The sequence below is a fragment of the Mesorhizobium sp. NFR06 genome, from assembly GCF_900115245.1.
Lineage (GTDB): Bacteria > Pseudomonadota > Alphaproteobacteria > Rhizobiales > Rhizobiaceae > Mesorhizobium.
Map to the genome: position 1 here is coordinate 123,326 of NZ_FOVT01000007.1, position 14,134 is coordinate 137,459.

At 62.7% G+C, this 14,134-nt stretch carries 9 protein-coding genes; 7 read left to right on the forward strand and 2 right to left on the reverse strand.

Annotation, left to right across the window (positions count from 1 at the left end; all coding sequences use genetic code 11):
- The first annotated feature begins 20 nt into the window (after positions 1-20).
- The gene (locus F3H96_RS14915) at positions 21-2,345 is read left to right on the forward strand and encodes an NADP-dependent malic enzyme (RefSeq protein ID WP_149802496.1); all 2,325 of its coding nucleotides are present in this window, start codon (positions 21-23) and stop codon (positions 2,343-2,345) included.
- Between the two features lie 145 nt (positions 2,346-2,490).
- Positions 2,491-3,708, forward strand: coding sequence for a DUF2865 domain-containing protein (locus F3H96_RS14920; protein WP_149802497.1), 1,218 nt, complete (start codon positions 2,491-2,493; stop codon positions 3,706-3,708).
- Here the strand turns inward: F3H96_RS14920 and gltX are convergent.
- Positions 3,626-4,999 (reverse strand): glutamate--tRNA ligase, encoded by a 1,374-nt coding sequence (gltX, locus tag F3H96_RS14925; protein WP_149802498.1) that lies wholly within the window; start codon positions 4,997-4,999, stop codon positions 3,626-3,628. The two genes, F3H96_RS14920 and gltX, sit on opposite strands and share 83 nt — an antisense overlap.
- Before the next feature lie 712 nt (positions 5,000-5,711).
- On the opposite strand from gltX, the gene F3H96_RS14930 reads away from it, so the two are divergent.
- From F3H96_RS14930 to F3H96_RS14950, 5 genes are all read left to right on the forward strand, one after another.
- Positions 5,712-9,488, forward strand: a complete 3,777-nt coding sequence (locus F3H96_RS14930) for a vitamin B12-dependent ribonucleotide reductase (RefSeq protein ID WP_149802499.1) — start codon at positions 5,712-5,714, stop codon at positions 9,486-9,488.
- Between the two features lie 6 nt (positions 9,489-9,494).
- The gene (locus F3H96_RS14935; RefSeq protein WP_149802500.1) at positions 9,495-9,950 is read left to right on the forward strand and encodes a hypothetical protein; all 456 of its coding nucleotides are present in this window, start codon (positions 9,495-9,497) and stop codon (positions 9,948-9,950) included.
- A complete protein-coding gene (locus F3H96_RS14940; RefSeq protein ID WP_149802501.1) occupies positions 9,943-10,662 on the forward strand; it encodes a protein kinase in 720 nt (239 codons plus the stop codon). Before F3H96_RS14935 ends, F3H96_RS14940 begins: the two co-directional genes overlap by 8 nt.
- A 348-nt stretch (positions 10,663-11,010) precedes the next feature.
- The gene (locus tag F3H96_RS14945) at positions 11,011-11,382 is read left to right on the forward strand and encodes a VOC family protein (protein ID WP_149802502.1); all 372 of its coding nucleotides are present in this window, start codon (positions 11,011-11,013) and stop codon (positions 11,380-11,382) included.
- A gap of 324 nt (positions 11,383-11,706) precedes the next feature.
- Positions 11,707-12,900 carry an ISAs1 family transposase gene (locus F3H96_RS14950; RefSeq protein WP_244620018.1) on the forward strand — a complete coding sequence of 398 codons (1,194 nt, stop codon included), beginning with the start codon at positions 11,707-11,709 and terminating at the stop codon, positions 12,898-12,900.
- A gap of 34 nt (positions 12,901-12,934) precedes the next feature.
- On the opposite strand, the gene F3H96_RS14955 is transcribed toward F3H96_RS14950, so the two are convergent.
- Positions 12,935-14,095: a GH25 family lysozyme gene (locus F3H96_RS14955; protein ID WP_149802503.1), complete on the reverse strand. Its 1,161-nt coding sequence runs from the start codon at positions 14,093-14,095 to the stop codon at positions 12,935-12,937.
- Positions 14,096-14,134: the final 39 nt, after the last annotated feature.

The following is a 14,134-nucleotide window of genomic DNA, read 5'->3' on the forward strand; positions in this document are numbered from 1 at the left end:
GCAGCGCAGGGAGGGCCGGAATGGACGGCGAAAGCAAGAAAACGGCCCGGTCGGACCTCGACGAGGCCGCCCTCTTCTTCCACAAGCACCCGACGCCGGGAAAGCTCGAGATCCAGGCCACGAAGCCGCTCGGCAACCAGCGCGACCTGGCGCTTGCCTATTCGCCGGGCGTGGCGGCGCCCTGCCTCGAGATCCGCGACGATCCGGCGACCGCGGCCGACTATACGGCGCGCGCCAACCTCGTCGGCGTCGTCTCCAACGGCTCCGCCGTGCTTGGGCTGGGCAATATCGGCCCGCTCGCCTCCAAGCCGGTGATGGAAGGCAAGGCGGTGCTGTTCAAGAAATTCGCCGGCATCGACGTCTTCGACATCGAGATCGATGCGCCGGAGATCGAGCGCATGGTCGAGACGGTGGCCGCGCTCGAGCCGACCTTCGGCGGCATCAACCTCGAGGACATCAAGGCCCCGGAATGTTTCGAGGTCGAGGAACGGCTGAAAGCCCGCATGGGCATTCCGGTCTTCCACGACGACCAGCATGGCACGGCAATCATCGTTGCCGCCGCCGTGCTCAACGGGCTGGAGCTGGCCGGCAAGGCGATTTCCGACATCAAGATCGTCACCTCCGGCGCGGGCGCCGCCGCGCTTGCCTGCCTCAACCTCCTGGTCTCGCTCGGCGCCAGGGTCGAGAACATCTGGGTCACCGACCGCTTCGGCGTCGCCCATAAGGGCCGCGTCGAGGAGATGGATCGCTGGAAAGACCCCTATGTGAAGGATACCGAGGCGCGCACGCTGGCCGACGTCATTCCCGGCGCCGACGTCTTCCTCGGCCTCTCCGCCGCCGGGGTGCTGAAGCCTGAACTGCTGCAGCACATGGCGCCGAAACCGCTGATCCTGGCTCTGGCCAACCCCAACCCGGAGATCATGCCCGAGCTGGCAAGGGCCGCGCGCCCGGACGCCATGATCTGCACCGGCCGCTCGGATTTTCCCAACCAAGTCAACAACGTGCTCTGCTTTCCTTACATCTTCCGCGGCGCGCTCGATTGCGGCGCCAGCGCCATCAATGAGGAGATGAAGATGGCAGCGGTGCGGGCGATCGCGGCCCTTGCCCGTGAGGAGCCTTCGGACGTCGCGGCGCGCGCCTATTCCGGCGAGACGCCGATGTTCGGTCCCGATTTCCTGATCCCCTCGCCCTTCGATCCGCGCCTTATCCTGCGCATCGCGCCGGCGGTGGCGAAAGCTGCCTGCGATACCGGCGTCGCGACACGGCCGATTGCCGACTTCGCCGCCTATATCGACAAGCTCAACCGCTTCGTCTTCCGCTCAGGCCTGGTGATGAAGCCGGTGTTCTCCTCCGCGAAGGCTTCAAGCGCCAAGCGGGTCATCTATGCCGACGGCGAGGACGAGCGCGTGCTGCGCGCCGCGCAGGTGGTGCTGGAGGAAGGCATTGCCGAACCGACCCTGATCGGCCGCCCCCATGTGGTGGAAGTCAGGTTGAAGCGTTACGGTCTGCGCATCCGGCCGGGCGTCGATTTCGCGTTGATCAATCCCGAAGACGATCCGCGCTACCGCCACTATGTCGACCTTTTGATCGAACTGGCCGGCCGGCGCGGCGTAACGACGGAAGCCGCGCGCACCATGGTGCGAACCGACAACACGGTGATTGCCGCGCTTGCGTTGAAGCGCGGCGACGCCGACGCCATGATCTGCGGCCTCGAAGGCCGCTTCGAGCGGCATCTGCGCAACGTCACGCTGATCATCGGGCCACGCGCCGGCATCAAGGACTGGGACCTGTCGACGCTGTCGATGCTGATCTCGCAGCGCGGCATCATCTTCCTCACCGACACCCACGTCTCGGTCGACCCGACGGCGGAGGAGATCGCCGAAATGACGGTGCTGGCGGCGGAGGAAATCCAGCGCTTCGGCATCGAGCCGAAGGCGGCGCTTCTGTCGCATTCGGATTTCGGCTCGCGCGATTCTCCGAGCGCGCTGAAGATGCGCCGCGCGGCGGAGATCCTCGGCCGCATCGCGCCCGGTTTGCAGTGCGACGGCGAGATGCATGCCGACACCGCCCTGTCGGAGCATCTGCGCCAGCGCGTCTATCCGCATTCGCGGCTGAAGGGGGAGGCCAATCTGCTGGTCTTCCCGAATCTCGATTCGGCCAACATCACGCTGACGGCCTTGCGCGCCATGATGGACGCGCTGCATGTCGGGCCGATCCTGCTTGGCACCGACAAGCCGGCGCACATTCTGACGCCGTCGGTGACCTCGCGCGGCGTCGTCAACATGACCGCGCTTGCCGTGGTGGAGGCGGCGCACAAGGCGCAGGCGCTCGTCGAGTTGGGCTGAGCCTATCAGCGCCGAACCTCTCGGGCAGACGTGAAACGGAAACGCTTCACGCCGAATTTCCCGAGCCCGGTCGTGCCGACTCTGGCATAGTCAGTTAACCACGGCGGCGTAGCTTCGGGTCGAACAGGCGATTTGGGGTTTCGGAATGAATGGCGCGGGGTTGAAGCTGACCCACCTGGTGGCGCTGGTTGCAGCGCTTGCAGGCTCGGCTGTCGCCGCAACCGAATCCGGGGCCGCATCCGGCGTGTGCCGACAGCTCGAAGCCGAACTCGCCGCCAGCCGCGGCGATGGCGGTGGCCCAGCCCTTGTGCGCAAATATGACGACGCCATTGCTCGCCAGCGCGAGCAGCTGGCGAAGGCCCGCGGCCGGGCGAGCGACGCCAATTGCGGCTTCACGCTGTTCTCGCGCAATGTCAGCCAATGCGCGGGGATCAATGCCTCGATCCAACGCATGAACACAAATCTCGACGCCCTGCAGGCCAAGCGCGAGCGGCTCGCCGCCGGCGGCACGCGGCGCGACCGCGCCCGAATCCTGGCGGCGCTCGATGCCAATGGCTGTCGCGATGACGAGATCGCGCCGCGCCACGCTCCGCTCCAGGAAGCGGCCCGCGACAATGGCGGCGGCAACCTGTTCGAACAGCTTTTCGGCCGCCAGGATCAGCGGATCGAAACGCTCGACGCCCCCGACGCGCCGGATGCGTCCGGCATACCCTCCGATGATCCCAGCATGCGCAACATCCGCCGCGCCACCAACCAGCCGGGCGGCATGGACCTGCCGCGCTTGGGCGGTGAGTTCCGCACGATGTGCGTGCGCACCTGCGACGGCTACTTCTTCCCGATGTCCAACGCGGCTTCCGTCGGCGACTTCGAGCGCGACCAGAAGAATTGCGAATCGAGCTGCCCGGGCACCGAGATGCAGGTGTTCTATTCGCGCGGAATGGACGACGATTCGAGTTCTATGACCTCCTCGGTGACCGGCCAACCCTACAGCGAGCTGCCGACCGCCTATCTCTACAAGCAGGCCAATTTCTCGCGCCCGCCCACCTGCGGCTGCAACGCGCAGGCCGGCAATTTCACGATCATCGGCGGCAACCCGCCCAACCAGTCGCAGCCGCAAAACCAGGCAACACCCTTCGTTCCGGCGGCCAAGCCCGACCCCGGCGCCGATCCGGAAACACTTGCCAACGCCGAGGGCGGGCTCGACTCGGATGCGATCAGGCGGCTGACCAGCAAGGCGCCGGTGTCGCCGGTCTCGGCGCTGCCGCCGGACCAGCGCAAGGTCAGGGTCGTCGGGCCAGCGTTCCTTCCCGACCCATCAGCGGCAATAGATCTGAAAGCTCCGGCCCCGAAGTCCGCCCGGTAAGGGCAAGTCTCAGCGGCGTGAACAGCGGCTTGCCCTTGCGTCCCGTGGCTTCCTTGATCTTGCCGGTCCAGTCCTTCCACACCGTGCCGTTCCATGGTTCCTCCGGCAGCAGCTCGAACGCCTGATGGAGGAAATCGCGGTCCTCGCCCGAAAATTCGGCCGGTTCCTGCGGGCCGTCACTAAGGATTCGCCACCAGGCGGCGGCGTCCGACAAACGATCGAGATTGCCGCGCACGGCAAGCCAGAACGGCTCGGCCTTGTCGCCGGAAATGCCCAGCACCGTCAGCCGGTCGCGCGCTTCCTCGAACGGCATGTGATGCATCAGCGTGCGGTTGAGCACGAAGAGCTCGTCCGGATCGAACTTGGAGGCGGACTTGGACGTCGCCGCCGGGTCGAAATGGCTGGCAAGCTCATTGAGGTCGCGCGCCGCGGTGACATTTTCCGACGTGCCGACAAGCACCGCCAGCGAAGCCACCGCCATCGGCTCGATGCCGTCCTCACGCAGGCTCTCGATCGACAGCGCGCCGGTGCGCTTCGACAGCCCCTCGCCCGACACCGTGGTGAGCAAATTGTGGTGGCCGAACACCGGCGGCTCGGCGCCAAGCGCCTTGAAGATGGCGATCTGCACGCCGGTGTTGGTAACATGGTCGTCGCCACGAATGACATGGCTGACGCCCATCTCGATGTCGTCGACCACCGAAGGCAGCGTGTAGAGATAGGTGCCGTCCTCGCGTACCAGGACAGGATCCGACAGCGAGGCGAGATCGACCGTCTCTTCGCCGCGCACCATGTCGTTCCAATGCACTTCGGTGCGCTCGGGCTGCAACGGGTCGCTGGTGAAGTTCGGCAGCAGGAAGCGCCAGTGCGGCCGACGGCCGTCCGACTGGTATTCGGCCACCTGCTCCGGCGTTAGCGTCAGCGCCTCGCGGCCATAGACCGGGGGCAGGCCGCGCGTGCGGCGCACCTTGCGGCGCAGATCGAGTTCCTCCGGCGTTTCGTAGCAGGCATAGAGCACCCGCGCCGCCTTCAGCCGCTCGACGGCCGCGTCGTAGATCTCGACGCGCCGCGACTGGTACGCGGTGACATCCGGGAAGATGCCGAGCCAATGCAGGTCGTACAGGATGGAATCGGCGAATTCCTGCGTCGAGCGGGCAATGTCGGTGTCGTCGAAGCGCTGGATGAAGCGACCCTTGTTGTTCATGGCGAAAAGCCAGTTGAACAGCGCTGTGCGCGCGTTGCCGATATGGATGCGGCCGGTCGGCGATGGGGCAAAACGTACGGTAACTGTCATGAGCGGGGCGTAGCGGATGCTTTTGCTGTTGACAAGGCGCGCTCCCGCGCGAACGCAACAGATAGTGCAAGCCAGCTAAAATGCAAAGCGGCCGGCCCGACACGCCTCGCCGCAGGCTGACAAACCGCGTCAAGTGCCTGAGAAGCCGGGCGTCGCATGTCCCCGTTATCCACATATGTGACACACAAGATGTTGGGGTCACAAAAGCTACAAAAACGAATCCTTGACGGGTCGGAACGAGTCGCTTTTTATAGGCCATGCGCTCCTGTTGCGGGCGCGACCGGAGAGTTATGAGGCCGGTCTTTTTTCCCGGATTTTGTGCGTTTTGCCCGGATTTCCGCCTGTTCACGAGGCCGGCGGAAGCGTTGGGATCGTTAGGGCTTGGGTGGGCGAAAGGGAGAATTGTCGGCCTGGAAAAAATGATCTGTTAACACTATATTTAGTGTTTGCAGGCAGGCTCGACCCTAGATAATGTGAACCTCCCTCTTTTGAGGGAATCGACAAAAAGTTTCAGTTTTGAGGGACCCGCAGGGTCGGCCGGCAACCTGGTAAGCGCCTGGAAGGCGTTTGCTTGTCTGCATGGCGGCGCCCCGCGACGAGGAGAATGTCGGCGCCGCCTGCGACGCCGGCAAACGGCGGATTGCGCTTTGGCCTTTGGGGCAGAAATCCCTGGGGAAAAGCGCTATATATAGACAACAAAGGGACCGGACCAATGCGCATCGAGCGTCGCTTCACCAAGCCAGAACAGTCGGCCTATGCGGAGATCGAATTCCGCAAGGCCCTGTCGGAGATCAAGAATCCCGATGGTTCGGTGGTGTTTCGCTTGGACAACATCGACGTGCCGGCCCAGTTCAGCCAGGTCGCGGCCGACATCCTGGCGCAGAAGTATTTCCGCAAGGCCGGCGTGCCCGCTCGCCTGAAGAAGGTCGAGGAAAATGACGTTCCCTCCTTCCTGTGGCGCTCGGTCGCCGATGAGGCCGAACTCGCCAAACTGCCAGAGGCCGAACGCTATGGCTCGGAAACCGATGCCCGCCAGGTCTTCGACCGTCTCTCCGGCACCTGGACCTATTGGGGCTGGAAGGGTGGCTACTTCAAGTCGGAAGAAGACGCCCGCGCCTTCCGCGACGAGCTTGCCTATATGCTGGCCACCCAGCGCGTCGCGCCGAACTCGCCGCAATGGTTCAACACCGGCCTCCACTGGGCCTATGGCATCGACGGCCCGAGCCAGGGCCACTTTTATGTCGATCCCTTCACCGGCAAGCTGACCAAGTCGAAATCCGCCTACGAGCATCCGCAGCCGCATGCCTGCTTCATCCAGAGCGTGCAGGACGACCTCGTCAACGAGGGCGGCATCATGGATTTGTGGGTGCGCGAGGCGCGCCTGTTCAAATACGGCTCCGGCACCGGCTCGAACTTCTCCATGCTGCGCGGCGAAGGCGAGAAGCTGTCCGGCGGCGGGCGCTCGTCCGGCCTGATGAGCTTCCTCAAGATCGGCGACCGCGCTGCGGGCGCCATCAAGTCGGGCGGCACGACGCGCCGCGCGGCAAAAATGGTCATCGTCGACGCCGACCACCCGGATATCGAGGACTTCATCGACTGGAAGGTCAATGAAGAGCAGAAGGTCGCCTCGCTGGTGACCGGCTCCAAGATCGTCAAGAAGCATCTCGAAGCCATCATGAAGGCCTGTGTCAATTGCGAAGGCAATGGCGCCGACTGCTTCGATCCGGCTTTGAACACCGCGCTGAAGCGCGAGATAAAGGCGGCCAAGAAGGACGCGGTGCCGGAGAACTACATCTACCGCGTCATCCAGTTCGCCAAGCAAGGCTACACCTCGATGTCGTTCAAGACCTACGACACCGACTGGGACTCGGACGCCTACCTAACCGTGTCAGGCCAGAACTCCAACAATTCCGTGTCGCTGAAGGACAATTTCCTGCGCGCCGTCGAGGCCGATGGCGACTGGGAGCTCACCGCCCGCAAGGACGGCAAGGTACTGAAGACGCTGAAGGCGCGGGACCTGTGGGAAAAGATCGGCTACGCCGCCTGGGCGTCGGCCGATCCCGGCCTGCACTTCAACACGACGATGAACGACTGGCACACCTGCGCCTCCGCCGGTGCGATCCGGGCCTCCAACCCGTGCTCGGAATACATGTTCCTCGACGACACGGCCTGCAACCTCGCCTCGATCAACCTTTTGCCCTACCGCAAGGCGGACGGCACGATCGACATCGCGGCTTACGAGCACACCGTGCGGCTGTGGACCATCGTGCTCGAAATCTCGGTGATGATGGCGCAGTTCCCGTCGAAGGAGATCGCCAAGCTCTCCTACGAATACCGCACGCTCGGGCTCGGCTATGCCAATATCGGCGGCCTGCTGATGACTTCGGGCATTCCCTACGATTCCGACGAGGGCCGCGCCATCTGCGCAGCGCTCACCGCCATCATGACCGGCGTCGCCTACTCGACCTCGGCCGAGATGGCCGCCGAGCTCGGCGCCTTCCCGGACTATGACCGCAACGCGCAGAACATGCTGCGCGTCATGCGCAACCACCGCCGTGCCGCCTATGGCGACAAGGACGGCTATGAGAAGCTCGCCGTCAACCCGGTGCCGCTGGTCGCTGCCGACCTGAAGCAGCAGGCGCTGGCCGAGCACGCCCGCGCCGCCTGGGACCGCGCCATCGAGCTTGGCGAGGAGCACGGCTACCGCAACGCGCAGGCGACCGTCATCGCGCCGACCGGCACGATCGGCCTCGTCATGGATTGCGACACCACCGGCATCGAGCCCGACTTCGCCCTGGTGAAGTTCAAGAAGCTCGCCGGCGGCGGCTACTTCAAGATCATCAACCGCGCCGTGCCGGAAGCGCTCAGGTCGCTCGGTTACTCCGAAAGCCAGATCGCCGAGATCGAGGCCTATGCGGTCGGCCACGGCAACCTCAACCAGGCTCCCGGCATCAACCCGTCCTCGCTGAAAGCCAAGGGCTTCACCGACGACAAGATCGCGGCGCTGAATGCGGCGCTGAAGTCGGCCTTCGACATCAAGTTCGTGTTCAACCAGTGGACGCTCGGCGCCGACTGGGTGAAGGAGACGCTCGGCTTCACCGACGAGCAGCTCGGCGACCTCTCCTTCGAGATGCTGCCGGCCCTCGGCTTCTCGAGGAAGGACATCGACGCCGCCAACATCCATGTCTGCGGTGCCATGACGCTGGAAGGCGCGCCCTTCCTCAAGGCCGAGCACCTGCCGGTGTTCGACTGCGCCAGCCCCTGCGGCAAGATCGGCAAGCGCTCGCTCTCGATCAACAGCCACATCCTGATGATGGCGGCGGCGCAACCCTTCATTTCTGGCGCCATCTCCAAGACCATCAACATGCCGAACGAGGCGACGGTCGAGGACGCCAAGAATGCCTACATGCTGTCCTGGAAGCTGGCGCTGAAGGCCAACGCGCTCTATCGCGACGGCTCGAAGCTGTCGCAGCCGCTCAATGCCTCGCTGCTCGCCGACGGCGAGGAGGACGAGGACGAGGCGGTCGAGCAGTTGATCGCGGCCCCGGCCGCGCAGCGCGCCGTGCAGGTGACGGAAAAGATCGTCGAGCGCGTCATCGAGCGCCTCTATCGCGACCGCGAGAAGCTGCCGAACCGCCGCAAGGGCTACACGCAGAAGGCGGTCGTCGGCGGCCACAAGGTGTACCTGCGCACCGGCGAATTCGATGACGGCCGGTTGGGCGAGATCTTCATCGACATGCACAAGGAAGGTGCTGCCTTCCGCGCGATGATGAACAACTTCGCCATCGCCATCTCGCTCGGCCTGCAATATGGCGTGCCGCTCGACGAATATGTCGAGGCCTTCACCTTCACCAAGTTCGAGCCGGCCGGCATCGTGCAGGGCAATGACGCGATCAAGAACGCGACGTCGATCCTCGACTACGTGTTCCGCGAGCTTGCGGTCTCCTATCTCGGCCGCCATGACCTCGCCCATGTCGACCAGTCGGACTTCGACAAGACCGCGCTCGGCCGCGGCATCACCGAAGGCAAGGCGACGCCCTTCTCCAAGGGCCTCTATCGCGGCGCCTCGCCGGTGAAGCTGGTCTCGGGCGTGGGTTCCGAGCCCAAGGGTTTCGGCGGCTCGGCCCCGACCACGACCCCTGTCCGCGCGGCACCCACCGCCTTCGCCGGTTCCAACGTGCTGGCGCTGAAGCCGGCAAGCGACGAGGCGCTTGCCTACAAGCGCGACTATGAGGAGCGCGCCAGGGAACTGGCCGAGGACATGGTGGAGCAGGAAGCCGAAGCCGCCGGCGGCGTCGAGGCGCTGTTCACCGACGCCGCCGCCAACGAAGCGGCCGAGGCAAAGAAGCTCGCCGCGACAAGGCGCCAGCAGTCGCTGCTCCAGGGCTACACCGGCAACGAATGCTCCGAGTGCCACAACTTCACCATGGTGCGGAACGGCACCTGCGAGAAGTGCGACACGTGTGGTTCGACGAGCGGGTGCAGCTGAGGCCCAATGGCAAATCTAGGATTTGACCTAGGCAAAGATAACATCTTTTGGTGCGCCCTTGATGGAGCCAGGGGCGCACCTGTTTACGTGGCTCATGGAGTCGAAAACTATCGTGTAGATGACTATCGTGAGGATCTCATCGTCAAAAGTGGCGCAATATTCCTTAGACTCATAAACCGCATCAAACCAATAAAAGTCGCCTATAGGCTCTCCTTAGACGCCGCGAGCTCGGATCAGATAGCTTACTTGCATTTTCCGATCGCAACGCTGATTTCTGTTTGCAGACAAGCAAAGGTTCCCTCAAGCGAGTTCTATACCCGCTCTTTCACCCACAAGCTCTTTGGTCTAGACAAGTCAGAAAGCAAGGAAGATGCTTGCGATCGTCTGATCGGGGAACACGCACCCAATTGGAAGCGCATCAGAAATGCTACGCTGGCGTGCTGGGCAAGCCTAGATGTTTAATGTTGGCGACAACGTCGCTGGAAAATTTTTAATTCAGAGACAATTGACGCCGGGGCAATTCGGCACTGTCTTCCTTGCTCAGAATTACGCTATCAATAGACGATCTTTTCTAAAGCTAGTTGAATGCGATAACCCTCGCAATTTTCGTGAATTGATAGAAGCATATTCACAAAATTGCAACCATCCGAACGTTGGCCGCATCTACGCCGCCGAGCTAATAGATCTAAACGGACCCAACGGCCGGACTACGTTCGTTTTGATGGAGCAGGAATTCCTCGATGGTGTAACCATCCAAGCCTTGATCGAGAGAAGCTATGTTCCTATCGGGTTATCCACACGTTACGCCTCCGATATACTGCATGCCCTTGAGTATTTACAAGGGAACGGAATTACTCATGGCGATATTAAACCAAATAATATTGTGATCGTCGATCAACAGGCAAAATTGATTGATTTTGGATTGTCTCGAAACGCCGGCTTAGCAGGGGCCCCGAGAGCGCGAGATGAAATTTATAGAACTCACCAAGCTCCAGAATTCTCTCGAACAAACGAAATTGATGAAAGAACAGACGTTTACTCGTGTGGAATAACGTTGTTCCGAGCGATCAATCAGATTGCGGATTGGCATGGCCTCGTCACAGGGATGCGAGATTGGGAACAGTTGCGAGACGACGGTGGTATCGACCGGAGGTCCCTCGTAAACTCAGAATGATCGTGAACCGTGCCTGCGCTGCTAACCTGGCAGATAGATATGGTTCTTGCGCTGAATTTCGTCGCGCCTTGGATCGGCTTCGTTTCATTCGCTTCTGGGCCCCCCACGGACCAAATGTGTGGAATTCCGTAGTCGACGGAATTTCTTACAATATTGAAATCACCGACGTCCGGGGCGGCTACAGTGTGTCGCTTAAGCGAAACAATCGACGTTTGCAGCCCGATGTTCGTTTTGCAACCCGGCGGGAAGCAGACGAGTACGTTGTCAGATATCTGTATGAAAACACTGTTGCCTGACCGCAGCCAGCTCGATTCTTGGACGCCCTTTGAGACTCCGGCTTTGTCTTAGATGATCGACCATGTCACCATCGAAGTGAGCGACCTCGCCAAGAGCAAGCTCTTCTACGAAAAGGCTTTTGCTCCCCTGGGCTACAGCCTCTCCTTCGGCAAGGAGGGCGTGTTCTGGGCCTTCGATGTCGGCAATGGCTGCCTGTTCGAGATCCAGAGCACGGGCGAGAAGCCGCCGCTCACCCATCTGCATGTCGCCTTCCGGGTGAAGAGCAGGGCGGAGGTCGATACGTTCCATCGAGCAGCGCTCGAAGCGGGCGCCACGGACAATGGCGCGCCCGGGCCGCGCCCGGACTATGCCGAGCATTACTACGCCTGCTTCGTGCTCGACCCCGATGGTTACAATATCGAGGCGATGATCAACGAGGGGTAGTGTAACGACGCCCTCAACTTCGTCATTCTAGGGCGGAGCAAGGAGCGAAGCGACGCGCGCAGACCCTAGAATCCATGCCGTTACATCAACGCGTTGCAACGGTTCAGAATTCTGCGCCGTTGCGCCCTACGATAAAGGTCACGGCATGATCCTCGGGTCTGCGCGCGTCGCTGCGCTCCTTGCTCCGCCCGTGGATGACGAAGGCGCGCGATGCCGACATTCAAAGGAGCGGCCTTCCCTGGAACACTCCTCATCCGGCCGCTTCGCGGCCACGGCCCTGCCCTTCGCAGGCTCAGGGCGTTCGAAGCTCGAAAAGCCAAGCAATTGGCTTTTCGTCCGCTATGCGGACCACTTCTCACCCCACAAGGCAGGGGAATCGCATATGGCTTTTTGGGACTTGAAGTTGACCTGAGAAGGGATTCTTTGGGCAGGCAGTCGAACGAAGGAGAGACTGCCATTTCGAGCCTTGAGAGCTATTTCGGCGCGGTACCCGATCCGCGCGCTGGCAACGCCACGCATCGGCTTGGCGATTTGATCGTGATGATGATCGCGGCGAGCCTTTGCGGGGCGAGCAATGCGACGGAGTTTTCGCTGTTCGCGCAGGAGCGCAGGCAGGCGCTATCGCGATTGATCGAATACGACGTGGCACCCAGCCACGACACCTTCTCGCGGCTGTTACGGCTGCTTGATCCAGAGGCGTTCGGACGCGCTTTCGCGGCCTTTGCCGCAGGCTTCGCGCGGGCATGCCAGGAGGTGGTTTCGCTCGACGGCAAGGCGCTGCGGCGAGCCTATGAGAAGGGCCTTGCAGCCAGCCCGCCCCTGACGGTGTCGGCCTTTGCCGCCGAGACGCGGCTATGCCTGGCGGCGGTGTCGCCCGGCAATGAAGAGAACGAGGTCGAGGCGGCCCTCAAGGTTGTCGAACTCATTGATCTTGCTGGCAGAAAGATTACAGCCGATGCACTCCACTGTCACACGCGCATGGCTCAAGCCATCACCGAACGCGGGGGCGACTATCTGCTCACGCTCAAGGGAAACCGCCGGCATTGGGTTGGCCACGCCAAACAACGGCTGACGGAAACCAGTCCCGCTATCGCTGAGCGATCCGAAACCAGCCACGGCCGCAATGAGTGGCGGCAGGCGGAGGTCGTGGCGGCAACCGAGCCGCTGATGCCTGGCCACAAAGCCTTCGTCCGCATCACCAGCCGGCGCGACCAGGCCGAACCGTTGACGCGTCTGTTCATGGCCTCGACACTGCTGTCGCCACAGCAAGCGCTCGATCTCACAAGAGCTCACTGGCAGATCGAGAACGGGCTGCATTGGATACTCGACGTTCATCTCGGCGAGGATCAATCTCGTGCCCGCAAGGACAACGCCCCGGCAAACACCGCACTCCTCAACCGTATCGCCAAAAACCTGCTCCAGGCCGCCGATGTCGACAAAGTCCCCATCAGCCACCGCATCAAGAAATGCGCCTGGAATGACGCCTATCTCATCCAGGCGATAACCCATATGCGATAGCCCTGCCCCACAAGGGGAGAAGGGAACACTCAGCCTAATCCGCGTCGGCCACCATCTGCCCGCCGCCCAGCCAGGCGCGCCACTGCCGTTCGTCGCCATGGAAGACGTTGAGGTCGATGCGGCCGCTCACGCCATGCGACAGGCCGGAGCCCGAATACTGCCAGAACAGCCACTTGCGGCCCGGATAGACCTTCGACGGGTGCGCCGCCACGGCGCGCAGCCAGAACGGATAGTCCAGGAAGGCGCCGCGCAGATTGTCGCGATAGAAATCCGGGCTGGTATAGATGATGGGGCGCTGGCCGTAATGGCGCTCCAGCTTGTCCATGAACACTTGCATCTTCTCCAGCACCTTTTCACGCGAAGGTTTGCGCCGGCAGGAGGAGTCGCCGTTCCACTCGACATCGATGACCGGCGGCAGCGCGCCGTCGACCTTCGGCACGTTGCGGATGAACCAGTCGGCCTGCTCGCCGGCGGTGCGGCACCAGTAGAAGAAATGATAGGCGCCGCGCTTCAGCCCGGCGGCGTCGGCGTTGCGCCAGTTCTTCATGAACATCGGATCGAGATGATCGCCGCCGTCGGTCGCCTTGATGTAGGCGAAGTTGGCGCCCTGGGCGCGCAGCTTCCCCCAGTTGATGTTGCCCTGCCAGCGCGAGACGTCGACGCCATGCACGGCAAGATGGCGGGGCGAGGAACGGCCGAAATTGATCGGCTTGGCGTCGCGGAACGCATAGCGGGTGACCGGACCGGCGAGCATCGCGGGCGCCGCGCGCGACAGCCGCTTCGGCGCAGAGACGAGCGCTGCCTCCTGCACCGGCGGCTCGACGCTGTCCGGCAGCTCCGGTCCAGGGAAGTTCACTGTCTCTTCTTCGGCCAAGCCAAAGGGGCGAGCATTCTCGTCGCCAAGGCGCGAGTTCTCGTCGCCAAGGCGCGAGTTCTCGTCGCTAGCGCTCGCATCGTTCTCGTCAAGCAACGGCGCCGGCGGCTTGATGCGCGCCACGCCCGACATCGACGCGGTCTCGACGGTCTTTTCCCTCTCGGCCGTCCTCGCGCCCTTCGATACCGGCGCGCTTGGCCGCACGACCGAGCTCGTCGTCTCGTTGGAGGGCATCTGCAAGGCATCGACACCCGACGTGGACGAGCAGCCGGCAAGGCATAGCGATGCAAATAGGTAACCGACGACCCCTGAAATCCGCATCTTGACCTGTACGCAATACAAACCAGACCGAAGGCAGGA

Bases quoted from the DNA above. Each gene is read 5' to 3' on its own strand.
- F3H96_RS14915 (WP_149802496.1), top strand. From the start codon at position 21: ATGGACGGCGAAAGCAAGAAAACGGCCCGGTCGGACCTCGACGAGGCC.
- F3H96_RS14920 (WP_149802497.1), top strand. From the start codon at position 2,491: ATGAATGGCGCGGGGTTGAAGCTGACCCACCTGGTGGCGCTGGTTGCA.
- gltX (WP_149802498.1), bottom strand. From the start codon at position 4,999: ATGACAGTTACCGTACGTTTTGCCCCATCGCCGACCGGCCGCATCCAT.
- F3H96_RS14930 (WP_149802499.1), top strand. From the start codon at position 5,712: ATGCGCATCGAGCGTCGCTTCACCAAGCCAGAACAGTCGGCCTATGCG.
- F3H96_RS14935 (WP_149802500.1), top strand. From the start codon at position 9,495: ATGGCAAATCTAGGATTTGACCTAGGCAAAGATAACATCTTTTGGTGC.
- F3H96_RS14940 (WP_149802501.1), top strand. From the start codon at position 9,943: ATGTTTAATGTTGGCGACAACGTCGCTGGAAAATTTTTAATTCAGAGA.
- F3H96_RS14945 (WP_149802502.1), top strand. From the start codon at position 11,011: ATGATCGACCATGTCACCATCGAAGTGAGCGACCTCGCCAAGAGCAAG.
- F3H96_RS14955 (WP_149802503.1), bottom strand. From the start codon at position 14,095: ATGCGGATTTCAGGGGTCGTCGGTTACCTATTTGCATCGCTATGCCTT.